The sequence below is a fragment of the Streptomyces sp. NPDC003023 genome, from assembly GCF_042888225.1.
GTDB lineage: Bacteria > Actinomycetota > Actinomycetes > Streptomycetales > Streptomycetaceae > Streptomyces.
The window spans coordinates 1,787,149-1,809,925 of the sequence record NZ_JBIAPL010000001.1 but is presented as its reverse complement, the minus strand read 5'-3'; the positions used below and the strand labels follow the sequence as shown (position 1 = coordinate 1,809,925).

General features: G+C 70.6%; 18 protein-coding genes. 7 read left to right on the top strand and 11 right to left on the bottom strand.

From position 1 onward, the window contains the following. The first annotated feature begins 93 nt into the window (after positions 1–93). From ACFYV1_RS07545 to ACFYV1_RS07530, 4 genes are all read left to right on the top strand, one after another. Entirely contained in the window at positions 94–1,020 is a 927-nt protein-coding gene (locus ACFYV1_RS07545; protein WP_389394408.1) for a hypothetical protein, read from the top strand. A gap of 77 nt (positions 1,021–1,097) precedes the next feature. Then, positions 1,098–1,550, top strand: a complete 453-nt coding sequence (locus ACFYV1_RS07540; RefSeq protein WP_389394407.1) for a hypothetical protein — start codon at positions 1,098–1,100, stop codon at positions 1,548–1,550. 135 nt (positions 1,551–1,685) lie between these two features. Beyond that, complete coding sequence (locus ACFYV1_RS07535; protein ID WP_389394406.1) at positions 1,686–2,678, top strand: hypothetical protein; 993 nt, start codon at positions 1,686–1,688, stop codon at positions 2,676–2,678. 292 nt (positions 2,679–2,970) lie between these two features. After that, positions 2,971–3,198 carry a DUF5133 domain-containing protein gene (locus tag ACFYV1_RS07530; RefSeq protein ID WP_389394405.1) on the top strand — a complete coding sequence of 76 codons (228 nt, stop codon included), beginning with the start codon at positions 2,971–2,973 and terminating at the stop codon, positions 3,196–3,198. Positions 3,199–3,256: 58 nt separating this feature from the next. Here ACFYV1_RS07530 and ACFYV1_RS07525 read toward each other — a convergent pair whose 3' ends face one another. The 4 genes from ACFYV1_RS07525 to ACFYV1_RS07510 all read right to left on the bottom strand — a co-directional run bounded on the left by ACFYV1_RS07525 (position 3,257) and on the right by ACFYV1_RS07510 (position 8,397). Then, positions 3,257–5,080 (bottom strand): glycoside hydrolase family 2 protein, encoded by a 1,824-nt coding sequence (locus tag ACFYV1_RS07525; protein WP_389394404.1) that lies wholly within the window; start codon positions 5,078–5,080, stop codon positions 3,257–3,259. Positions 5,081–5,151: 71 nt separating this feature from the next. Next, positions 5,152–6,051: a carbohydrate ABC transporter permease gene (locus ACFYV1_RS07520; protein ID WP_389394403.1), complete on the bottom strand. Its 900-nt coding sequence runs from the start codon at positions 6,049–6,051 to the stop codon at positions 5,152–5,154. A gap of 2 nt (positions 6,052–6,053) precedes the next feature. Next, positions 6,054–7,004: a carbohydrate ABC transporter permease gene (locus ACFYV1_RS07515; RefSeq protein WP_389394402.1), complete on the bottom strand. Its 951-nt coding sequence runs from the start codon at positions 7,002–7,004 to the stop codon at positions 6,054–6,056. Positions 7,005–7,026: 22 nt separating this feature from the next. After that, positions 7,027–8,397 (bottom strand): extracellular solute-binding protein, encoded by a 1,371-nt coding sequence (locus ACFYV1_RS07510; RefSeq protein ID WP_389394401.1) that lies wholly within the window; start codon positions 8,395–8,397, stop codon positions 7,027–7,029. Between the two features lie 336 nt (positions 8,398–8,733). On the opposite strand from ACFYV1_RS07510, the gene ACFYV1_RS07505 reads away from it, so the two are divergent. Next, a complete protein-coding gene (locus ACFYV1_RS07505) occupies positions 8,734–9,789 on the top strand; it encodes a LacI family DNA-binding transcriptional regulator (RefSeq protein ID WP_389394400.1) in 1,056 nt (351 codons plus the stop codon). Positions 9,790–9,886: 97 nt separating this feature from the next. Here the strand turns inward: ACFYV1_RS07505 and ACFYV1_RS07500 are convergent, their stop codons facing one another. The 6 genes from ACFYV1_RS07500 to ACFYV1_RS07475 form a co-directional block, all read right to left on the bottom strand. Continuing rightward, positions 9,887–11,056 carry an aldose epimerase family protein gene (locus ACFYV1_RS07500; protein WP_389394399.1) on the bottom strand — a complete coding sequence of 390 codons (1,170 nt, stop codon included), beginning with the start codon at positions 11,054–11,056 and terminating at the stop codon, positions 9,887–9,889. Positions 11,057–11,113: 57 nt separating this feature from the next. Further along, on the bottom strand, positions 11,114–12,172 hold the full coding sequence (locus tag ACFYV1_RS07495; protein WP_389394398.1) for a LacI family DNA-binding transcriptional regulator: 1,059 nt from the start codon (positions 12,170–12,172) through the stop codon (positions 11,114–11,116). A 116-nt stretch (positions 12,173–12,288) separates the two neighbouring features. After that, a complete protein-coding gene (locus tag ACFYV1_RS07490) occupies positions 12,289–13,329 on the bottom strand; it encodes an ABC transporter permease (RefSeq protein WP_389394397.1) in 1,041 nt (346 codons plus the stop codon). Beyond that, the gene (locus ACFYV1_RS07485) at positions 13,326–14,297 is read right to left on the bottom strand and encodes an ABC transporter permease (protein WP_389394396.1); all 972 of its coding nucleotides are present in this window, start codon (positions 14,295–14,297) and stop codon (positions 13,326–13,328) included. The genes ACFYV1_RS07490 and ACFYV1_RS07485 overlap by 4 nt, the downstream gene beginning before the upstream one ends. After that, positions 14,294–16,060 carry a sugar ABC transporter ATP-binding protein gene (locus ACFYV1_RS07480; protein ID WP_389394395.1) on the bottom strand — a complete coding sequence of 589 codons (1,767 nt, stop codon included), beginning with the start codon at positions 16,058–16,060 and terminating at the stop codon, positions 14,294–14,296. The genes ACFYV1_RS07485 and ACFYV1_RS07480 overlap by 4 nt, the downstream gene beginning before the upstream one ends. Positions 16,061–16,278: 218 nt before the next feature. After that, complete coding sequence (locus ACFYV1_RS07475; RefSeq protein ID WP_389394394.1) at positions 16,279–17,364, bottom strand: ABC transporter substrate-binding protein; 1,086 nt, start codon at positions 17,362–17,364, stop codon at positions 16,279–16,281. Between the two features lie 550 nt (positions 17,365–17,914). Here ACFYV1_RS07475 and ACFYV1_RS07470 point away from each other — a divergent pair. Next, entirely contained in the window at positions 17,915–21,181 is a 3,267-nt protein-coding gene (locus ACFYV1_RS07470) for a LamG-like jellyroll fold domain-containing protein (RefSeq protein WP_389394393.1), read from the top strand. A 75-nt stretch (positions 21,182–21,256) separates the two neighbouring features. On the opposite strand, the gene ACFYV1_RS07465 is transcribed toward ACFYV1_RS07470, so the two are convergent. Beyond that, complete coding sequence (locus tag ACFYV1_RS07465; protein WP_389394392.1) at positions 21,257–21,670, bottom strand: winged helix-turn-helix transcriptional regulator; 414 nt, start codon at positions 21,668–21,670, stop codon at positions 21,257–21,259. A 107-nt stretch (positions 21,671–21,777) separates the two neighbouring features. Here ACFYV1_RS07465 and ACFYV1_RS07460 point away from each other — a divergent pair, with 107 nt between their 5' ends. Then, positions 21,778–22,668: an SDR family oxidoreductase gene (locus ACFYV1_RS07460; RefSeq protein WP_389394391.1), complete on the top strand. Its 891-nt coding sequence runs from the start codon at positions 21,778–21,780 to the stop codon at positions 22,666–22,668. The last annotated feature ends 109 nt before the right edge of the window (positions 22,669–22,777 follow it).

Here is a 22,777-nt window from a genome sequence, read left to right as displayed (position 1 = left end):
GAAGAGCCACGCCCTCGCGCATGTCAGGAGCACATCAATGCTGTTCGACAGATCCATGGCGCCGGCCGAGCCGGCCGCGGTCCGCGACTCACGGTGAAAGAGCTGCTGAGCCGGGCCCGCCGTCGGCCGCGGACAGCGGTGAAGGCCGCGATTCCCGCCGGCGTCGCCCTTCTGCTCGCCGTCGGCGGTTGCCTCGGCGGCCCACGCCCCGGCAGCGGGCCGGAGCCCGGTCCGACCGTCCCGAGGACGACCACCGCCGCGGAACGGAGCCTGCTGTACAAGGCGGAGCAGGAACTGCAGCGCGCGTGCATGACCGCCGCCGGCTTCCGGTTCTGGACCGTGCCCGAGAACCCGCTGCCGGAGGCGCGCGACTTCCCCTACGTCGTCGACGACCCGGACTGGGCGCGGCAGTACGGCTACGGCGGCGTCCTGCAGGAGCGGATCGAGCGGCTGCGCACCCAGGACCCGAACCAGGTGTACCTGCGCGGCCTGCCGGAGGAACGCCGCAGGGCCGCCGTGGCCACGCTCAACGGCACCGCCCGCGAGGACGGGCTGCGGGCCGAACTGCCGGGCGGCGTGGTCATCGGCCACAGCAGGGACGGCTGCCAGGTCGAGGCCTGGCGGGAGCTGTACGGGGACGTGCCGGGCTGGTACGCCGCCGGCACCCTCGTCGACAACCTCGGCGGTGTACGACGCCAACGGGTCACCGCCGAGCCGGAGTTCAGGACCGCCGTGCGCGCCTGGGCGGCATGCATGCGGCAGCACGGCCAGGCGTACGAGCAGCCGGCGGACGCCAGGGCAGCCTTCCTCGGGCAGGAAGGCCGGGACACGGCGAACGAGACCCGAACCGCCGTCCAGGAGGCCCGCTGCGCGCACAGCAGTGGCCTGGCAGGCGTCGCACGGCGTCTGGACCGCCACCACGACAGGGAACTGCGGCGGGAACACCGCGCCGCGTTCGAGCAGATGGAACGGCTCCGGGTCGCCGCACTGCCGCGGGCACGCACCGTACTGGCCCCTTGAACGGGCCGTTCCCTCATGACTCCCGCGCCCCGGGGCGCGGGCCCGACCGCACGACAACAACCCACGAAGGAGACATCATGTCCAAGAACCGAGGCATGCTCGCACTCGCCGGCGCGCTGGCCGTGGCCACGCTGGGGCTCGCGCCCACCGCCGCCCAGGCCCAGGAGGCGACACCGGCCCCCACCGCGCCGGCCCGCACCGCCGCGGTGGCGGCCGCAGACGGCAACCTGTACGCCTGGGAACACTCCTGGAAGGGCGGTCGCGTCGCCACCTGGTCCGGGAACAGCACGAACTGGGCCGACCGCAACATGCGCAACCAGGCCTCGTCGGTCGACAACAACGGCTACGCGGGCGCCTACGACGACGTGTTGCTCTACTGGGACGTCAGCTACGGCGGCGCCTCGTACTGCCTGCGCAACGCCAACTACCTGATGGACATGCCCTACGACCACTTCCCCAACAACGGAGCGGGCGGCGGACAGTCCCTGAACGACAACATCTCCTCGCACAAGTGGGTCAACGCCTGCTGAGGGCTGTCCCGCAAGGTCCGAGCCGGAAACCCCCGCCGCGCCGCATGGCGGGGGTTTCTGGCGTCCGTCCCCCGCCATATGCTCACGACGGCGACCGCGGACCAGCGGGTCGCCGGTGCACACACCGGGGGAAGCATGTCCGAGCGAAGAACCGTGCCCGTGGACCACCTGTTACAGCTCCACCCGTCCGTCAGCCGGCATCCCGGCCCGACCCTGTTCTCGGTCATCACGAGCGCCCTCGGCACCAGCGCCCACGGCATGCCGCCGGCCTGGCGCCGGGCCGTCCGCGAAACCGCCCCCCTCCCTGCCGCCGGCGCACTGCGCACACTGCTCACCACCGGCCGGCCGTGGATGCCCGATTGCCTTTCCCTGACGCGGAACATGCACTCGGGGCACAGCACCTCCATCACGGACGAACTCGACTCCATCGAAGTGGACACCTTGGTCGCGGAGGTCCAGCACCAGTTCACCGGCGCCGTGCCCGACATGTGGCGGCAGGTCGTCGACCGGCCCCGTCAGTTCCTGACCGCCTACCGGGACCTGACCCACGCGGTGTGGGACGCCTTCTCCCCGCTGTGGCGGCAGGCGGACGGGCTGATGGCGCGCGAAGTGGAACGCGTCGGGGTCGCCTCGGTCACCGGCGTCATGGGCCCGGTGCTCTCCGGCCTCGGGCCGCATGTGCGGTACGCGGACGGCCGGCTGCACCTGCCGGACACGTACTGCGGCCCTTCGGCCGACCACGGCCAACGGCGCCTCGTCCTCGCCCCGCTGGCCTCCGGGCTGACCGCGTGCGCCTACAGCACGGAGGACGCCGCTCTGGTCTGGATCGGCTACCCGCTTCCGGGGCTCGGGCGGCTCGTCCACCGTGCGGGCCCGCCGGAACCGAGGGACGGAAAGGACCGCCTGGAACTGCTCCTCGGCCCGGTCCGTGCCGCGATCATGCGACACGCGCATCGGCGCCCCTCGGTGTCGCAGGCCGCGCAGTTCGCCCATGTGACGGTCAGTACCGCCACGTACCACTGCGGTCAGCTCACACGGGCCGGACTGCTCCAGCGGCTTCGGCACGGTCGGGAAGTGCGGCTGCACCTCACCGCCGAGGGCACCGCCCTCCTCGACCTCCTCGCCTGACTCCCGCCCGGGCCGCCGGCCGGTTCGCGGTTCCGGCCACTGTTGTTCCACTGAAGGTGCGACCTGCGCCACTTGGGTCCAGGTCCACCGTTCGACCGTCATCGGCAAGGCCGCTGCCGGCGGGAGGGGATCAGCCCTCGGCAGTGCCGGCGAGGGCCTCGGTGCGGACGGTGATGCGGAGGGTGGCCATTCCTTCTTCCGTGATACGGGAGACGCCGCGCATGCTGTCGTCGGTCACGGGTAACGGCGCGTCGGGGGGAATGCCGGACACCTGACAGGAGGGAACCCCGACATGCTGATGGCCCACCCCGCCGTACTGAAGGACCTGGTCACACAGTACGAGACACTGCGTCTGCTGCGTGCCGACGAAGGCGGCCCCGAGGTGCGCCGGCGGCTGGACGACATCGCCTACTGCCTGTGCGTCTCGACCGGCACGCAGGACGTGGACGTGGCGCTGGTCGCCGCTCGCCACCAACTCCCCGGCGCCCGCCCGCACGACGACTCCCTCGTGGCCGGCTGAACCGGCAGCCCTGCCCCGCGTCGCGCGGTCCGGGGAGGGCTGCCGGTCCGTGCCGCCGTCACGCGGGGTCCTGCTCCTCGATGGCGGCCGGGCGCAGTTGCGCGGCGCGAACGCGATCGACGTCCAGCTTGTCGCTCCGGTCGAAGCGGTAGATGCCGTTCTGCTCCTGGAAGACGTCGGTCAGCTGCGTGTAGCAGTAGCCGAACATGGCGGGGTCCTGCAGCAGGACGCCGGTGAGTCCGCTGAAGCGCGCGTGGAACTCGTCCTCGTCGCGTACCCGCTCGCCGTAGCCCCAGGACTCGGTGCGGTCCTCGCCGGACCGCTCGGCAGCCGCCTCCGGGTCCCACCAGATGCCGCCGAACTCGCTGACGAAGTACGGCTGGCCGCGGTAGGGCTGTGAGTAGGCGGTGCCGTTCTCGTGGGCGTTGACGAAGGGTTCGTCCTTGGCGAGTCCGGACATCAGCTCCCGGAAGGCGGCCGGGTCCTGCTCGTAGTTGTGGGCGTCGTAGATGTCCGTCTCGGCGACCCGGTGCGCGTAGCCGGACGCGTCGATGACGGGCCGGGTGGTGTCCATGGCCTTGGTGGCCAGGAACATCGCGCGGGTCACGGCGTCGAGCTGGGTGATGCGGTCGTGCAGCTTCTGGTACGTCTCGTTGAGCGGGCACCAGCCGATGATCGAGGGGTGCGAGTAGTCCCGTTCGAGGGCTTCGAGCCACTGGGCGACGTACGAGGCGTCCGGCTTCTGGTTGTCGCCGGAGGAGCCGCCCGTCTCGCAGCCCCAGTCGCCGAACTCGCCCCAGACGAGGTAGCCGAGACGGTCCGCGTGGTAGAGGAAGCGCTCCTCGAAGACCTTCTGGTGCAGCCGGGCCCCGTTGAAGCCGGCGGCCATGGCGAGCTCGATGTCGCGGACCAGCGCGTCGTCGGTCGGGGCGGTCATCAGCCCGTCCGGGTACCAGCCCTGGTCGAGGACGAGGCGTTGGAACACCGGACGTCCGTTGAGAGTGACGGCCTTGCCCCGCAGGCCCACGGCGCGCAGGCCCGCGTAGCTCCCGGCGCTGTCGATCACGTCGCCGGAGGCGTCGAGGAGTTCCAGCCGCAGGTCGTACAGGTGCGGGTCGTGCGGGCTCCACTCGCGTCGTCTGTCGTCCGGCACGGGCAGGTGCAGGCGCGGTGCGAGGTCCAGGTCGGCGCGGGCCTCGGCGCGGCACACCTCCCCGTCGCCGTCGGTGAGTACGGCGCGGACCCGGTGGCCCGGCCGGTTGCCGGACAGGGGCAGTTCGACGTGGAAGGCGGAGCCGCCGAGGTCGGGAGTGATCCGTGGGCGCCGCAGGTGGACGTCGGGGACGGGCTCCAGCCACACGGTCTGCCAGATGCCGGTGACCCGGGTGTAGTTGCAGTCGTGGTTGGCGTACTGGACGGCCTGCTTGCCGCGGGCCTGCGGGCCGGAGCGTGGGTCGCGGGCCCGGACGGTGACGACGACCTCCTCACCCGAGCCGGCGATGTCGCCGAGGTCGGCGGTGAAGGGGGTGAAGCCGCCGCGGTGACGGGCGACCTCTGTGCCGTCGGCCCACACGGTGGTGTCGTGGTCGACGGCGCCGAAGTGCAGCAGCACCCGGCGTCCGGCCCACTCCGGGGGCAGGGTGACGGCCCGCCGGTACCAGACGGCCTCCAGGAAGTCGGTCTCGCCGATGCCCGACAGCTCGGACTCCGGCGGGAAGGGTACGAGGATCTCGCGGCGCAGCTCGCGGCCGAGGAGACCGCGCTCGAGTCCGCTGTCCCCGCGGTCGGTCTCGAACTGCCAGGCGCCGTTCAGATTGAGCCAGTCGCGACGGACGAACTGCGGTCGCGGGTACTCCGGGCGCGGTACGGAGTGAGTGGGCACACATGCTCCAGTCGATCGGTGGGCCGGCGTGGGACCGCCGTGCCCGGTGTGTACGGCGAAGGGGGTGCGGGTCAGGAACCGCCGAGGCCGGTGGTGGCCACGGAGTTGACGATCCGGCGCTGGAAGAGGAGGAACACCGCGATCAGCGGCAGCGCGGCCAGCAGGGCGGACGCCATGGACTGCGCGTACTGGATGCCGAAGGCGTCCTTGATGGTGGCCAGGCCGACCGGCAGGGTCATCAGGTCGGCGTCGTTGGTGACGATGAAGGGCCACATGAAGTTGTTCCACGCCCCGATGAAGACGAAGATCGCCACCGCGGCGACGATCGGCCGGGACAGCGGCAGCACGATCGACCAGAAGACCCGGACCTCGGAGGCGCCGTCGATGCGTGCCGCGTCCTCCAGTTCCCTGGGGACGCCGTCGAAGAACCGCTTGAGGATGAAGACCATCATCGGCGCGACCACCTGGGGCAGGATCACGGCCGCGTAGGTGTCCACCAGGTCGAAGAGGAGCATCTGCTCGAACAGGGGCACGACGAGCAGTTGCGGCGGAATCATGATCGCGGCGACGGTGATCCCGAGGAGGACGCGGCGGCCGCGGAACGTGCCGCGCGAGAAGCCGTAGGCCGCGAGCGTGGAGACCACCACTGTGATCAGCGTGACCAGCCCGGCGATCAGGAAGCTATTGAAGCCCCACAGGAGTACGCTGCCGCGCTCCAGGATCTGCCGGTAGGCGTCCAGCGTGAAGGCGCCCTTGAACGGGGACAGCCCTGGGGTGGCCACGTCCTGCTCGCTCTGGAGGGAAGTGGCCACCGCCCAGAGGAACGGCACCAGCCATACGGCCGCCAGTACCGTCAGCGCCGTCCCGGCCAGAAGACGGGGCAGGCGGCCGTGGCCGAGGAGCAAGGGCGAGCCGGCTGCCTCACGGGGCGGACGGCGCCGTGGGCGGACGGTCGTTGCGGAAGCGGACACGGTCAGTCCTCCTGCCGGAAGATGCGCAGCTGCGCGAGCGAGACGACGATGACGAGCGCGAAGAAGACATAGGAGACGGCGGAGGCGTAACCCAGTCGGTAGCCGGTGAAGCCGACGTCGTAGACGTACTCGAGGATCGGGCGGGTCGAGCCGCCCGGGCCGCCCTTGGTGAGGATGTAGATCTGGTCGAACACCTTGAGCGAGGCGAGGACCTGGAGCATGGCCACCAGGGCGGTGGTCCTGCGCAGTTGCGGCAGGGTGACGGACCAGAGGCGTCGCCAGGCGCCGGCGCCGTCGAGTGCGGCGGCCTCGTCGTAGGTCGACGGCAGGGACTGGAGCGCCGCGAGGTAGAGCAGGAAGTTGAAGCCGATCGTCCACCAGACGGTGAGGGCGGTGACCGACCACATGGCGACGGCTTCGTCGGACAGCCAGCCGACGGGCTCGAGGCCGAGAGCGCCGAGGAGTTCGTTGCCGAGGCCGATGTCCGGCTGGTACAGCCAGGTCCAGATGAGCGTGACCACGGTGACGGGCAGCAGGTACGGCGCGAAGAACGACAGCCGCCAGACCCACTGGCCGGCCAGTCCGCTGTGCACCAGGAGCGCCATCGCGAGGGCGACCAGCACCAGTGGCACGGAGGAGATGACGGTGAAGAAGACCGTGTTGCCGAGGCTGCTCCAGACGTCCGGGTCGCCGAAGGCCTCCGCGTAGTTGGCGAAGCCGACGAACGTCGTGTCGCGGAGAGTGAGCGAGGTGTCGGTGAAGCTCATCCAGAGCCCCTGCACGACCGGCCACACCAGGAACAGGCCGAAGACGAGCAGGAAGGGCAGTACGAACAGGAGGCCTCTGCCGGGTGCGGCGGGATTCCTCCGGCCGCCGGCGAGGCGGCGGTCCTCGGTGCGGGCGGAGGCCGGATCGGCCTGTGCGCCGGCACCGACGGGTGCGGTGGTGGTCACGTCGGTAACTCCTTCTGCTGGGTCAGGCCACCGGGTTGGGCTGCCGCAGCAGCGCGTCCGCCTCGCGGACCATCTGGCGTACCGCCTTCTCCGCGGAGGTGTTGCCCAGCAGCGCGGACTGGAGCGGCTGGCACATCCGGTTCTGGAAGTTGGAGCCGGCCCCGGCGAACCAGTTCGGCGGGTCGAGGACCGCCACCTTTCCGGCGTCCGCGTAGGACGACTGCGGGTCCAGCGCGGCGTACTCCGGCTCGGCGAGCACGGGCTGATAGGCGGGGATGTGACCGGCGGTCGCCCAGGTGAGGCTCTGCTTGAGCATCTGCGCCACGTACCGGTGCGCCTCCCGGCGCCGCGCCGGGTCGGGGTCGTCCTGGTGCGGCAGGACGAAGCTGTGGGAGTCCGTGTAGACCGCGGGCCGTTCGAACACCTGGGGAAAAGGTGCGGCTCCCAGCGGGACGCCGGACTTCTTGAGGGTGGGCAGCTCCCACTCCCCGAGCATCACCATGCCGCCGCGGCCACCGATGAAGCCGGCCATCGCCCCGTTGTAGTCGAGGTTGTTGGGGTTGGTGCGGCCGTCGAAGAGCTGCTGCATGAACGTCACGACCCGCACCGCGGCATCGATGTCGATCTCGGCCGGGCCGCCCTCCGGGAGGTTGAACGAGGCACCGGTCTGCGCGTAGAACGCGGCGAACTGCCGCCAGCTCTGGGCCGTGTCGGTGACGTGCCCGAAGAGGATGCCCGCTCCCCCGGTCTCGGCGGCGAGTGCCTTGCCCGCGTCCAGCAGCGCCTCCGGTGAGCCCATGGCGGCCAGCTCGCCGGAAGGGTCGAGGAGTCCGGCCTTGTCCGCGGCCTCCTTGTCGTAGAAGACGATGAACGGGTGGACGTCCAGCGGAATCGCGTGGACGACGCCGTTCGTCTGTGTCCGGGCCCAGATCGCCGGGGTGAAGTCCCGCTCCGTCACGCCGAATTCGGCGAGCAGGTCCAGGTCGTAGGGGTCCAGCAGCCCGCCGGGGGCGTATCCGGCCAGCCGGGACAGGTGCAGGACTGCCACGTCGGAGGCCCGGCCGCCGGCGGCCGACATGGCCAGCTTGGTGTAGTACGACGGGCCCCAGTCGAGGATGGTGCGGTCGACGGAGAAGCCCTCGGGACCGGAGGAGACCGCCTTGATCATGTCGTCCATCAGCATGCCGTCGCCGCCCTGGAACAGGTCCCAGACGCTGAGGGCGGAGGGTCCGGAGGCCGAGGCCGGTGAGGCGCAGCCGGCCAGCGGGCCGGAGGCGAGCAGGGCGCCCGCTCCGGCCATGCCGTAGCGCAGGAGGCGGCGGCGGCTGAGACCGCGGACCGGGCCGGACGCGGGTGCGGGCGGCACCTCGGGAACAGGGGAAGGGGAACTCATCGCGGACCTTTCGACGGCCGGACGCTCATGCCGGACCGGCGGTGGGTCCGCCGGTGAAGGCGGCTCCACCGCGCACGGCAGCGGGTGGCGCACCGGCTGAAACGGTGCGGTGGGATGTTTTTACATCGATGTACATTGGCTGTAAAGAGTCGGGGAACAGACGGCTGCGGGACGGTCGCCGGGCGCCCCGTCGACGCACGGAGACCCCCGGCCGGGTCCGCGAAGGCCGCCAACGGGGCAGGGGCGGCCTCCGGCGGGTCGGCGAGGGCCTCCGGCGGGTCGGCGACGCGCCGGGACATAGACTCGGCGGCGCGCCAGGGGGCAGGGAGGTTTCAGGTGGCACGGCCAAGGATCAAGGACGTCGCACGGCACGCGGGGGTGTCGGAGAAGACGGTGTCCAACGTGATCAACGACTACGCCCATGTCTCCGACCGCACCAGACGCGTGGTGCGCGAGGCCATCGAACACCTCGGGTACCGGGTGAACCTGGCGGGCCGCCATCTGCGCAAGGGACGCACCGGCATCATCGCGCTCGTCGTACCCGAGCTGGACGTCCCGTACTTCGCCGAGCTCGCCCGGCATGTCGTCCGCGAGGCCGAGCAGTGCTCCCTGACCGTGCTGATCCACCAGTCGGGCGCGGACCGTGAGCACGAGCTGGCCGCGCTGGCCGGATTCGGCTCCGACTTCGTCGACGGGATCATCCTCAGCCCTCTGGCCCTCACCGCCGACGACCTGCGCAACCGTGCCGGCGCCCCACCGACCGTGCTGCTCGGCGAGTTGCTGGAGGAGGGCGCCGACCATGTGGCCATCGACAACGAGAAGGCCGCACGGGAAGCCACCGAGCACCTGATCGGTCTGGGCCGCAGCACCATCCTGGCCGTCGGCGGGCGCGACGACGCGGGTCTCGGAACCGCGGAGGCCCGCACCCGCGGCTACCGCGCCGCCCTGCGGGAAGCGGGCATCGCCTGGGATCCGGCCGCACTGCTGGCGGTCGAGTCCTTCCGGATGCCCGACGGCGCCGACGCGGTGGCCAGGGCGCTGCGTGGGGGCGCGCGGCCCGACGCGCTGCTGTGCCTCAACGACCAGCTGGCGCTCGGCGCGCTGCGCGCCCTGCACGAGCACGGGATCAAGGTGCCGGAGGACGTCGCCGTCGTCGGCTTCGACGACGTGGAGGGCGGACGGTTCAGTGTGCCGACGCTGAGCACGGTGGCCCCCGACAAGGAGGCGGTGGCCAGGGTCGCCGTACAGCTCCTGCAGCACCGTATAGAGGAAGCCGTGGGGCCGGAGACGGCGGACCCCACGACTCCCGGCGTCCTGTCACCGCAGGACCGCGTGGTGGCTCACCGCCTGGTGCTGCGCGAGAGCACCGAAGGTCCCGCACACCGGAGGTGAGCCCGGCCTGCGGGTCCCGCACGGCCACCGTGGACCCGGCCGGCGCGGACTTCGTCGGGACGGGGTTACGCGAGGGGTCCGGCGGCGGACAGTCCGCTCAGGACGCCAGATGCGGGAACCGGAATTCGGTACGGCTGCGGCGGACCGAGCCCGGACGCAGCACGGTGCTGGGGTACTCGGGGCGGTTGGGGGCGTCCGGGAAGTGCTGGGTCTCCAGGCAGACGCCGCTGTGGCGGTCGAGGCACCGGCCGGTGCCGTCCATGAGCGAGCCGTCGAGCTGGTTGGCGGTGTAGATCTGCACGCCGGGTTCCGTCGTCCAGACCTCCATGACGCGCGTCGCGGCCGGAGCGGTGAGCCGGGCGGCACGCCGCAGTCCGCGCCGGGCGTCGCCCTCACCGGCGTACTCACGAGCGCTCTCACCGGCGCTCTCACCGGCGCTCTCTCCGTCACTGACGAGGTCACCGACGAGATCGCCCGGAACGTCGTCGTCGGCCAGCATCCAGCAGTGGTCGTAGCCGCCGCTCTGGCGGACCTGTTCGTCCGAGGCGGTCACCCGCTCAGCGAGGAGACGCGGCGAGCGCAGGTCGAAGGCGGTGCCGTCGACGTCGGCGGCCGGCCCGTACGGGATGCCGTCAGCGGCGACCGGCAGATAGGCGGGGGCGTGGACCTGGAGGGTGTGGTCGAGTACGTCACCGCCTCCGGCGAGGTTGAAGTAGGCGTGGTTGCTCAGGTTGACGACGGTGGGGCGGTCGGTCACCGCCGTGTACTCGACGCTGAGCGTGCCGGAGGTGTCGAGGCAGTAGGTGGCGGTGACGTCGAGCGCGCCGGGGAAGCCCATGTCGCCGTCCGGACTGTGCAGGGTGAGCCGGACCGACGCGTGGCTCTCGTCCGTGTGGGAAGTGGCCCGCCACACCTTGGTGTCGAAGCCCCCGGGGCCGCCGTGCAGAGCGTGACCGCGGTCGTTCACGGGGATCCGGTAGGTCGTTCCGTCGAGCGTGAACCGGCCGTGCGCGATGCGGTTGGCGTAGCGGCCGACGAGAGCGCCGAGGTACGGGCTCTTCTGCGCGTACTGGTCGACCGAGGCCAGCGACAGGACCACGGAGGCGGTGTCCCCCGTGGTGTCGGGCACGCCGAGCGTGTGCAGGATGCCGCCGTAGGTGAGGATCTCGGCATGGACGCCCGTACCGGATTCCAGCCGCCACAGGTCGGCTTCCTCTCCGCTCGGGGTGGTTCCGAACGGCCGTTGATGGACGCTGGGTCGGGGCATGATCAGTCCTCGTGACGAGCGGTGGCCGCGGTGGGCGCGGTCGATGGGGGGAAGGGTTCACGCGTGGGGGGTGGCCGGCCTCTGGCCGGCTTCCCCCGCGCCGGGCCGGCCGGCTCCGGTCGACTCGCGGGCGATGAGCCGGTACCCGGGTCGCATCCGCTGCGGCTCCGTCAGCGGCTTGCCGGCGAGGCGGTCGACGAGCCGGTCGACCGCCAGCCGCGCGATGGCCGGCTTGTCGGGGGAGACAGTGGTGAGGGTGACGGTGCCGTAGCGGCTCTCCTCGATGTCGTCGAAGCCGACCACGGCGACGTCCTCGGGGACACGCAGACCCCGTTCGGTGAGGGTGCGCATCGCGCCGATGGCGATCAGGTCGTTGTAGGCGAACACACCGTCGGGCCGTTCACCGCGGTCCAGCAGCTCTGCCATGGCCGCGGCGCCGTCGGCACGGCCGTAGCCGTCGGTGGCGACGACCAGGGCGTCGTCAGGCCGCAGCCCCGCCTCTGCCGTCTCCTCCCGCCAGCCGCGCAACCGCAGGTGCGCGGGGCGGCGTTCGCGGCTGGAGCGGGAGCCGAGGAAGGCGATCCGGCGGCGGCCCCGGTCCAGCAGATGGCGTACCGCGGTGCGCGCCGCGGCCACGTTGTCGATGGCGATCTGGTCGTAGGGGGCGTCGTACTCCCGCTCGCCGAGCAGCACCAGCGGGGAGGTCTCCTGCCTGGCGAGCAGGTCCTCGTTCTCCAGATGGATGGGGCTGAGGATGAGCCCGTCGATGACATGGGAGCGGAACTCCTGGCTGACCAGCAGCTCCCGCTCGCGCAGACCGGCCGTGTGGTCGACGAGCACGGTGTAGTCGTGCACCGCCGCGGCGTCGATGACGGCACCGGCCAGTTCGGCGAAGTACGGGTTGCCGAGTTCTGGAACGGCGAAGGCGATGATGCCGGTACGCCCCTTGCGCAGGTGACGTGCGGTGAGGTTCGGCCGGTAGCCGAGCTCGTCGATGGCCTGCTGCACCTTCGCCCGCATGTGTGGTGTGACGTGGGGATAGTTGTTCACCACGTTCGACACGGTCTTGATCGACACGCCCGCCCGCTGCGCGACGTCCTTGAGGCTGACGCCCACGGCACTCCTCTTGCTCGGCTGTCCACGGCTTGGGACCGGTGCGCGGGTCTCTCCGGGCACCGGGCAATGCGCCGGGATCCTGGCGGTCCTGTGCCCGCACGGGATCCCGGCCGCGTTCAGGCTGTTCTTCGGCTGCGCCCCAGGTAACGCTGCGCAACCACCACGAGGATAAGGAACCCGCCGCTGACCACGGACTGGTAGGAGGAGTTGAGCGAGCCGATCTGGTTGATGAGGTTCTGGATCACGGCGAGCAGCAGCACACCCCACAGCGTGCCGCTGACGGATCCGGCGCCACCGACCAGCAGGGTTCCACCGATGACCACGGCGGCGATCGCGTCGAGCTCCATGCCGGCGCCGATGATGGTGACTCCGGAGGAGAGCCGTGCGGCGTTGATCGCCCCGGCCAGGCCGGCGAGGAGTCCGCTGAGCAGATAGACGGTGATCTTGGCGCGGGCGACGGGCAGCCCCATGAGGGTGGCCGCGTCGCTGCTGCCGCCGACGGCGAACAGGGTCTGGCCGAACGAGGTGCGCTGCAGCAGCAGTCCGCCGGCGCCGAACAGTACGAGGGCGATCAGGATCGGGTGGCCGAAGCCCCAGACGCTGCCCTGGCCGAGTTCGGCGAAGGCCGAGTCCTTGGGCACCAGGTAGGTGGTGGCGCCCTCGTCGGTGATGGCGAGCAGCAGGCCGCGGGCGCCGAGCAGGGAGGCGAGTGTGACGATGAAGGGCGCCATCCCCGCCCGTGCGATGAGCAGTCCGTTGAGCGCGCCGATCGCTCCGCACACCACGAGCGGTACCAGCAGGGCCGCGAGGATGCCGTACTGGGAGGCCCATGCGGCGAGTACGCCGCCGAGGGCGAAGACCGAGCCGACGGACAGGTCGATGCCGCCGGTGATGATCACCAGTGTCATGCCCAGTGCCACGACGGCGAGGAAGGACGCCTGCACGGTCACACCGCGGGCGTTGTCGAGCGTGGCGAACGTGGGATAGACGAAGGAGGCGATGACGACGACGAGCATCAGGACCGCGAGCACGCCCTGACGCTGCACGAGGGAGACGAGTCGCTCCCTGCCGGAGCCTTCGGCGGCGGGCTCCGTGCCCGCTCCTCGTCCGAGGGGCACGGACGCCGAGGGGACGGCGGGTGGTGAGGTGACTTTCATCGGGATCGGCGCTCCCGTGCGACGTAGACGGCGACGATGATGATGGCGGCCTGGGCCATCTGGGCGGTGGAGTCGGGCAGGTCGTGCTTGACGAGCGTGGCGCGCAGCAACTGCATGAGCAGCGCTCCGGCGACGGTGCCCAGCACGCGGATGGAGCCTCCGGTGAGCGGAGTTCCGCCGACCACGACGGCGGTGATGGCGGAGAGTTCCATCAGGGTGCCGAGCGACGACGGGTCGCTGGCGGTGAGCCGGGCGGTGGCGAGGATACCGGCCAGCGCCGCGAGCACGCCGCACAGGATGTAGACACCGGTCAGGACGCGCTTGACCGGCAGTCCGGCCAGGGCGGCGGCGGAGCGGTTGCCGCCGATCGCGACGACCTGCCGTCCGAAGGTCGTGCGGTGTACGAGGAAGGCCACCGCGAGTGCCAGTACGGCGGCGATGAGGACGACGAGCGGGATGCCGAGGAGGCTTCCGGTGCCGAGGGACAGCAGATCGGGGTTGGTGATCTGCTTCAGCCGGCCGTCGGCCATGACGAGGGCGATGCCGCGTCCGCCGACGAACAGGGCGAGGGTGGCGACGATGGGTTGCAGCCCCACGACGGACACCAGGGTGCCGTTCACCGCGCCGACGACCGCGCCGGCGAGGAGCGCGACGAGCAGGGCGGGCACGAGACCGTAGCCGAGGTAGAGCGGCAGCAGCGCGGCCGCCAGTGCCATGGCGGAACCGACCGACAGGTCCACGCCTTCGGTGCCGATGACCAGCGCCATGCCGAGCGCCACGATGACGATCGGCGCGACCTGGATCAGCTGGGTGCGGAGGTTGTCGACGGTCAGGAAGTGTTCGGTGAACGCCGCGTTGAAGACCAGGAGCGCGGCCACCGCGGCGTACACGCCGTACTCCTGGAACCATGCGGCGCCGCTCGGCCGTGGCAGTCGGCGTGTCGGCGCCACGGTCGCCTGCGTGGTCATCGGGGGTCCTCCTCGGCGGCCTCGGCCCGGGCCGGGGCGTGCGGTTCTTCTGCGGCCCTGGTCCGGGCCGGGGTCTGCGGTTCCGGGCCGAGGACACCGGGGTCATCGGTGACGCCGGGGTCATCGGCGGTTGCGGCGGTTCCGGCGGTTCCGGCGGTTCCGGCGGTTCCGGCGGTTCCGACCGGGGCGGGGCCGGTATCGGAGTGGTGGGCGAGTGCGGCGAGCAGGGCGTCCTCGGTGACCTCGGCGCCGGAGAGCTCGCCGGCCGTGCCTCCGTTCCGCATCACCACGATCCGGTCCGACCCTTCGATGAGCTCCTCGATGTCGGAGGAGATCAGCAGCACGGCAAGCCCTTCCTGGGCGAGTTCGTCGATGAGCGACTGCACCTCGGCCTTCGCCCCGACGTCGATACCGCGCGTCGGCTCGTCGAGCAGCAGCACCTTCGGTTCCAGGCACAGCCATCGGGCGAGGAGGACCTTCTGCTGGTTCCCGCCGGAGAGTTCGCCGACCTTCTGCTCGGGGCTCGACGCCTTGATGCGCAGCCGCTTCATGAAGATGTCGACGACGCGGTCCTGCTGTGCGCGCGAGACGATGCCTGCGCGCGAGAGCCGGGGCAGGGCGGCGAGCACGATGTTCTCGCGGACCGACAGACCGGGCACGATGCCCTCGGCCTTGCGGTCCTCCGGCAGCAGGCTGATCCCGGCACGGATGGCGCTCGCGGAGGTGAGCCTGCCGAGGGAGGTGCCGTCGATGTCTATCCCTCCGGCGTCGAGCGGCAGCGCTCCGGCGAGCGCTTTGGCGGTCTCGCTGCGACCGGATCCGAGCAGACCGCCGAGGCCGAGGACCTCGCCGGGGTGGAGTTCCAGCGACACATCGTCCAGTCGGTGCCTGCTCGCCAGCCCGGTGGCGGTGAGTACCGGCCTGCGTGCGATGTCGTGGTCCTCTTCACCGAAGCTCGTCACACCGTGCCGGCGGACCTCGGAGATCTCCCGGCCGAGCATCATGGACACCAGTTGCATGCGGTCCACGTCGGCCAGGTCGCCGGTGTGGATGTGCCTGCCGTCACGGAGCACCGTGACGCGGTCGCAGACGCGGTACAGCTCGTCCATGCGGTGGCTGACGTAGACGACGGCGATGTCCTGGCGGCGCAGGTCCGCGATCACCCGGAACAGGGTCTCGACCTCGCGCGGCTCCAGGGACGAGGTGGGCTCGTCCATGATGACCACCTGGGCCTTCACGGAGACCGCGCGGGCGAGAGCGACCATCTGCTGGGTGCCGACGCCCAGGGTGTGGAGCGCTCGGCGGGGGTCGACCGAGACGCCGAACCCGCCCAGGATGGTGGCCGTCTCACTGTGCATCCGCGCGAAGTCGATCAGCCCTAGCCGGGTGCGGGGCTCGCGGCCGAGGAAAATGTTGCGGGCCACGCTCATCAGCGGTACCAGATTCACCTCCTGATAGATCGTGGAGATGCCTGCCTGCTGTGCCTCGAAGGGGCGGGCGAAGTGCACGGGCCGGCCCGACAGCAGCAACTCGCCGCCGTCCGGGCGGTGGACACCGGTGAGCACCTTGATCAGGGTGGACTTGCCGGCGCCGTTCTCGCCGACGAGCGCATGGGTCTCCCCCGCGCGCAGAGTGAAAGAGACGTCGTCGAGGGCGACCACGCCGGGGAAGCGTTTGCCGACGCCGCGAGCCTCCAGCACCGTCGGCGCGACCGCCGGCTGGGTGCCGGGCGCCGCGGACACTGCCGCTTCGGGGGGTGCCATGAACGTGGCCTTCCGGAGATCGATCGTGGGAGTGAGAGTGGGAGTGGACCCGGGCCGCCACGGAACGGGAGTGCACCGCGGCGGCCCGGAGGAACGGGCCGGTGTCCGGTCCGAGTCAGGTGAACCGGACACCGGCCGGATCAGGTGAATCGGAACTCCGGCCGGATCAGGCAAGCAGGAACACCGGCCTGGTGAGGTGACCAGGGGTGCCGGCCGGGTCAGTACGCTCCGCCGAGGGAGGCCTTGGCATTGGTCTCGTCGTAGGCACGGTCGGCGATGATCACGTTCTCCGGGACCTCCTCCCCGGCGTAGAACTTCTGGGCGGTGGCGAAGGCGAGCGGGCCGAAGCGCGGGTTGGACTCGATGACGGCGTTGAGTTCGCCGTTGGCGAGCGCCTGAACGGCGTTGCGGGTGCCGTCGATGGACACGATTTTGACGTCCTTGCCGGGCGTCTTGCCGGCTGCCTTGAGCGCGGTGACGGCGCCGAGCGCCATTTCGTCGTTCTCCGCGTAGACAGCGGTGATGTCGGGCTTGGACTGGATGAGCTGCTCCATGACCTGCTGGCCCTTGTCGCGGGCGAACTCGCCGGTCTGCTGGGCGACGATCTCCAGTCCGGGCGCCTTGGCCCCGACCTGGTCGACGAAGCCCTTGGTCCGGTCGGTGGTGACGCTGTTTCCGGAGGAGCCGAGGAGAATGGCGACCTTGCCCTTGCCACCGGTTGCCTTGATCATCGCGTCGGCCGCGCGCTTGCCCTGCTCGACGAAGTCGGAGCCGAGGAACGCCAGATAGTCCTTGCAGGCGGTGGCGTTGACCTTGCGGTCGATGGTGAGCACGGGGACCTTCTTCTCCGCTGCCGCCTTGAACGCCGGCTCCAGACCGTCCGAGTTCAGCGGCGCGACAATGAGGAACTGGGCGCCCTGGGCGAGCATGTCCTGGATGTCGCTGATCTGCTTCGGCAGTTGGGACTGCGCGTTGGTGGTGAGCAGCTTCTTCACACCGACCTTGGCGGCCTCGTCCTTGATGGACTGCGTCTCCGCGATACGGAACGGATTGGCCTCCTTCTCCGACTGGGAGAAGCCGACGATCGCGTTCTTCAGGTCGAGCTTCGGAGCGCCGTAGGTCTCCAGCTTGCAGCCGGCGCCGGAGGACGCGGCCGGCGTCTGGACCGCCTGGGCAGCCTGGCCGCTGTCGCCGCCGGCGTTGTTCGAGGTCTCCGACTTCGCGCAGCCGGAGAGGGCCAGCGTGGTGGTGGCGACCACCAGGCAGGCGACGGCGAACGTGCGGGATCTCAGCGGAAGGGTCATGCGAGGACACTCCTTGGCGGGTGACAGCACCGCCGAGCGGCGTGCGGTCGGGCGGGGTGGGTGGGCGGAACCGGCCTGTTCCGATTTCCGGACAGGAATGGTCAGTACGCTCCTGACCTGCGAATACCGTGCTGCGAAGCATCCGTGCGGCCGTCGGGAGCCTCGGATTTACAACGTTATATAGCCGCCGGAGCGCGCACGGCAAGAGTGCGGCACCACGTTTCCGGGAGGCTCCGCCGCGATGACTTGCCGTCAGCCGCTGCCGCCACGACCACGAGTCGGGCGATTGCGTGTGCGGGGTCTGGACAGCCGTCGGGGGGCGTGCTGTCATTCCGCTGCACACAGTTTCCAACGTTGCAACGCCCAGCGGCCGTTGCGGCTGTCCGCTCCTGCGCCACTGTCCTGCCGGTCCACGACGCCGGACCGTGCGGCACCCCGCCGACCGCCGACCGCCGGCAGGCCTCGGCGAGCAGGACATCTTGCCGGGGCCTTCCAGCCGCTCCGTTCCGTCCAGGCCCGCTCCGACTCCCTCTGCACGAGGAAGAATCCGATGACAAGACAACGCACCCGCCCCCGAACCAGACTGTGGGCGCTGCTGACAGCAGCCGCCCTCGTACTGCCGACGAGCAGCTTGATCCCGACCGCCGCGGCCGCGGAGCCGACCGGCAGCGCGCCCGCGTCCGCCTCGGAGAACGCCGCCATCGAGGTGCACGGCCTGAAGGGCGAGTACTTCGCCATGTCGGCCCCCGGCGCCCGGGACTTCGCCGAGCTCGGCGGCGTAACGCTCGATCCGCAGATCAACTTCCCCGGCCTGACGACCACCTTCGAGACACTGACGGGCCGCACGGAGCACACGACCGCCCGCTGGACGGGGCAGATCGAGGCACCCGTCACCGGCGACTACACCTTCTACGGCATCGGCGACAACGGCTTCCGGCTCTTCATCGACGGCAAGCCGGTCATCGACCACTGGGTGGGCGACTGGGACAAGGAACAGACCAGCACGCCCGTCAGGCTGACCGCCGGGCAGAAGTACGACTTCCGTACGGAGATGTTCCAGGACGTCGGCGGGGCGAACATGTTCCTGCGCTGGTCGACGCCGTCGATGCCCAAGCAGCTGGTGCCGGAGTCCGCGTTCACGCCGCCGGCGGGCTTCGAGGTCTACCCGGTGGAGTTGTCGGTCGCCGAGGACGGCCGGCGGCTCCGCGCACGGTTCGAGGACAGGGTCAGTGACATCCAGGCGGTCAGTGACCACCTGAAGATCGAGGCCGACACGACGGCCATGCCGATCAAGTCGGTGGCCGTCGCCCCGGGCGACCGGAACTCCGCCGTCGTCACGCTCTCCGAGCCGATCCAGAAGAACCAGCAGGTCAAGGTCGTCTACGACGGTGAAGGCGGCCTCAAGTCCGGCGGCGAGACCGTGCCACGGATCGCCCGTTCCGCCCAGAACGCCTCCACCCACCGGCTCACCACCGAGTGGGGCGACGAGCTCGACGAGAAGAACCCCCTGCCGGAGTACCCCCGGCCGCAGCAGGTTCGCGCCAAGTGGAAGAACCTCAACGGCCCCTGGCAGTTCAGCGGTGCCGACGCGGGCGAGCAGCCGGTCTTCGGCAAGGACCTCGACGAGAAGATCATCGTGCCGTTCCCGGTCGAGTCGCAGCTCTCCGGGCTCGAGCGGCACGAGGACCACATGTTCTACCGCAAGCTCGTCGACGTGCCCGAGAACTGGAAGGTCGGCAAGGGCAACCGGCTGAAGCTCAACTTCGGAGCCGTCGACTACCAGGCCCGTGTATGGGTCAACGGCAAGCAGGTCGCCGAACACACCGGCGGCTACAACGCCTTCAGCGCCGACGTCACCGACGCCCTCAAGGGCACCGGACCGCAGGAGGTCGTGGTCGCGGTCACCGACACCGGCGGCGCGAACCAGCCGATGGGCAAGCAGTCCACCAACCCGGGCGGCATCTTCTACACCCAGTCGTCGGGCATCTGGCAGACGGTCTGGATGGAGCCCGTCGCCGACGCGTCGATTGACAACGTAGTCACGACACCCGACATCGACACCAGCAGCCTCGCGGTGACCGTCGAGTCCGACGACGCGTCCCCCGACGCCCGTGTCGAGGCCGTCGCCCGTGACGCCCGCGGCAAGGTCGTCGGCACGACAAGCGGGCCGGCCAACGCCGAACTGCGCCTGCCCGTCGCCGAGCAGCACCTGTGGAGCCCGGACGACCCGTACCTCTACGACCTCGACGTCAAGCTGACCGACGGCAGGACGACCGACAGCGTCGACAGCTACTTCGGCATGCGGAAGATCGGGATCGAGAAGGTCGGCGGCTTCCCGAAGCTGGTGCTCAACGGGAAGCCGGTCTTCTCCCTCGCCACGCTCGACCAGGGCTTCTGGCCCGACGGCCTCTACACCCCGCCGAGCGATGAGGCACTCGCCTTCGACCTCGAGGCGCACAAGAAGCTCGGGTTCAACGCCGTCCGCAAGCACATCAAGGTGGAGTCGCCGCGCTGGTTCCACCACGCGGACAAGCTCGGCCTGCTGGTCTGGCAGGACTTCGTCTCCGGGAACCTCACCAACGAGACGGGCCGCAAGGCCTTCGTCGACCAGGGCCGGGAGATGATGCGGCAGCATCACAACTCGCCCTCCGTCATCGGCTGGATCGTCTTCAACGAGGGCTGGGGCGAGTGGGACCGCGAGGAGAGCGGCCGCATCGCCGAATCCGTCAAGGCCGCCGACCCGTCCCGTGTCGTCAACGCCCACAGCGGTGTCAACTGCTGCAACTCCAAGGGTGACTCGGGCAAGGGCGACATCATCGACCACCACGACTACAACAACACCGACCCGGCCTACCCCGACGAGAAGCGGGCCGCCATGGACGGTGAACACGGCGGCTTCACCCTGCGCACCCCCGGTCACATGTGGCCTGGTCCTCCCACCGTGATCTACAGCGGCGTCGCCGACAAGGAGGCGCTGACCCGCAAGTACGTGGAGAACACCGAGAAGTTCTACCTCGAGGCCGCCGGCGCCGAGCTCTCCGGCTCGGTGTACACCCAGATCTCCGACCTCGAGAACGAGCTCAACGGCCTCTACACGTACGACCGCCGGGAGATCAAGCTCGACCCGGTACGGGTGCGCGAGATCAACCTCAAGGTCATCGCGGCGGGCGCCGCGGCCGGTGAACGCGACGAGCTCAAGGGCGGCGGCCACTGGGCCCTCGACGAGGGCAAGGGCACGACCGCCGGGGACTCGGGCCCGAACGACAAGCCCCTGCAGCTCACCGAGGGCACCAGCTGGACGCCCGGCGTCAGCGGCAGCGCGCTCAAGTTCGACGGTCAGGGCCAGTACGCGCAGACGGACGGCCCGGTGCTCGACACCACCAAGAGCTACTCGGTCTCCGCCTGGGTCACGCTCGACTCCCTCCCCGGCAACTACGTGACGGCCGTCAGCCAGGACGGCCGGCGCCAGGAGAACCCGTTCTACCTGCAGTACGGGCAGGGCGCGTTCGCCTTCAGCACGCCGGGCGGCAACCGCGCCCGCATGGCGACCACGCCCGAACTCGGCCGCTGGTACCACCTCGTCGGGGTGCGCGACAGCTCCAGCAACGAGATCAAGCTGTACCTGGACGGCAAGCTCGTCTCGACGGCGGCCGCCGGCCCCGCCGATGTGAGCACCGGCCCGCTCGCCGTCGGCCGCGCCCGGTGGGGCGGCGGGAACGTCGACTTCTGGCACGGCTCGATCGACGAGGTCCGCGCCTACGACAAGGCGCTCACCGCCGAGGAAGTGGGCGCGCTCAACACAGAGGGGCGGCCGTAGTCCTCGCCGCAGTGTCCACGATCCCCGGGTGGGCGGGGCCCCTGGCTCCGCCCACCCGGTTCGCCGCGCCCCTCTTCACCGTGCCCTCTCCGTGACGCTTTTGGCCGTGTCGTAGACCTCGCGGGCGGCCTGCACGTCCGGCACCCGCGCCTCCACCCAGCGCGCGAGCTGCCACACCTGGCGAGCGGCGCCCTCGCCGAGCGGGGTGAGGGAGTACTCGACACGGGGCGGGATCACCGGGTGCACCTCGCGGTGGACGAAGCCGTCCCGTTCCAGGGTCTGCAGGGTCTGCGCGAGCATCTTCTCGCTCACGCCGGAGACGGTGCGCCGCAGTTCGCTGAACCGGTGGGTGCCGTCGAGCAGCGCGGCGAGCAGGAGCACGCCCCAGCGGCTGGTGACGTGCTCGAGGATCAGCCGTGAGGGGCAGTTCGCGGCATTCACGTCGGGTGCCTGTCCCGGTGGGACGGCGGTCTCTTCTCTCACGCTCACGTCAGTAGCTTACCTGAAGGTGGGTACTTCCGAAAAGTTAGTACCCCTCTTACGGTTAGCCGTGTCCTCGCGCAAGCGATCAAACACGCACCACAGGAGCGGAAAGCATGAGCATCGTCGTCACCGGAGCCACCGGTCAGCTGGGCCGTCTCGTCGTCGACGAACTGCTGGCCAGGGTCCCCGCCGAGCAGATCGCCGCAGTCGTACGCGACAAGGCGAAGGCCGCACCTCTGGCGGAGCGCGGCGTGGAACTGCGCGTGGCCGACTACGACAAGCCGGAGTCCCTCGCCGGCGTGTTCGAGGCCGGTGACATCGTCCTGCTGATCTCCGGCAGCGAGGTCGGCCGGCGCCTCACGCAGCACACGGCCGTCATCGACGCCGCGAAGGCGGCGGGAGTGGCCCGTCTCGTGTACACCGGCGTCCTCGGCGGTCCCGCCGCCGCTTTCGGACTCGCCGACGAGCACAGGTCCACCGAGCAGGCCGTCCTCGACTCCGGCCTGACGCACACCTTCCTGCGCAACGGCTGGTACAGCGAGAACTACACCGCCCAGATCCCCGTGCAGCTCCGGCACGGCGTCGTCGGCAGTGCCGGCGAGGGCCGCATCGGCTCCGCCTCCCGTGCCGACTACGCGGCCGCCGCGGCTGTCGTCCTGACCACGGAGGGCCACGACGGCAAGGCGTACGAGCTCAGCGGAGACACCGCCTGGACCCTGGCGGAGTACGCGGCCGTGCTGTCCGAGCAGTCCGGCGAGACGGTCGCGTACAACGACGTCCCCGCCGAGGTCCTTCTCTCCGTACTCACCGGCGCCGGGGTTCCGCGGCCCATGGCCGAGATCCTCGTCGACGTCGATGTCCGTGCCGTCCGTCAGGGCCTGCTCCAGGGCGGCAGCGGCGACCTGAGCCGCTTGATCGGACGCCCGACGACCCCGGTCGCCGACAGCATCGCCGCCGCCCTGAACGGCGGGCCGTCGGACGGGACCGGCCGGGCCGTCTCCTAGGGTCTCGCTGTCCGCCGCTCGCCGCCCGCCGCCCGCCGCCCGGAAAATTCCCCCTGGGGTCCGGTCCGTTCGCCTAGGGTGACGGCGAGGGTCGTGAGCTGCGCTTCTT

Excerpts from the sequence above, each read along its gene's own strand:
- ACFYV1_RS07540 (WP_389394407.1), top strand. The coding sequence starts at position 1,098 with ATGTCCAAGAACCGAGGCATGCTCGCACTCGCCGGCGCGCTGGCCGTG.
- ACFYV1_RS07535 (WP_389394406.1), top strand. The coding sequence starts at position 1,686 with ATGTCCGAGCGAAGAACCGTGCCCGTGGACCACCTGTTACAGCTCCAC.
- ACFYV1_RS07530 (WP_389394405.1), top strand. The coding sequence starts at position 2,971 with ATGCTGATGGCCCACCCCGCCGTACTGAAGGACCTGGTCACACAGTAC.
- ACFYV1_RS07510 (WP_389394401.1), bottom strand. The coding sequence starts at position 8,397 with ATGAGTTCCCCTTCCCCTGTTCCCGAGGTGCCGCCCGCACCCGCGTCC.
- ACFYV1_RS07500 (WP_389394399.1), bottom strand. The coding sequence starts at position 11,056 with ATGCCCCGACCCAGCGTCCATCAACGGCCGTTCGGAACCACCCCGAGC.
- ACFYV1_RS07490 (WP_389394397.1), bottom strand. The coding sequence starts at position 13,329 with ATGAAAGTCACCTCACCACCCGCCGTCCCCTCGGCGTCCGTGCCCCTC.
- ACFYV1_RS07485 (WP_389394396.1), bottom strand. The coding sequence starts at position 14,297 with ATGACCACGCAGGCGACCGTGGCGCCGACACGCCGACTGCCACGGCCG.
- ACFYV1_RS07480 (WP_389394395.1), bottom strand. The coding sequence starts at position 16,060 with ATGGCACCCCCCGAAGCGGCAGTGTCCGCGGCGCCCGGCACCCAGCCG.
- ACFYV1_RS07475 (WP_389394394.1), bottom strand. The coding sequence starts at position 17,364 with ATGACCCTTCCGCTGAGATCCCGCACGTTCGCCGTCGCCTGCCTGGTG.
- ACFYV1_RS07470 (WP_389394393.1), top strand. The coding sequence starts at position 17,915 with ATGACAAGACAACGCACCCGCCCCCGAACCAGACTGTGGGCGCTGCTG.
- ACFYV1_RS07460 (WP_389394391.1), top strand. The coding sequence starts at position 21,778 with ATGAGCATCGTCGTCACCGGAGCCACCGGTCAGCTGGGCCGTCTCGTC.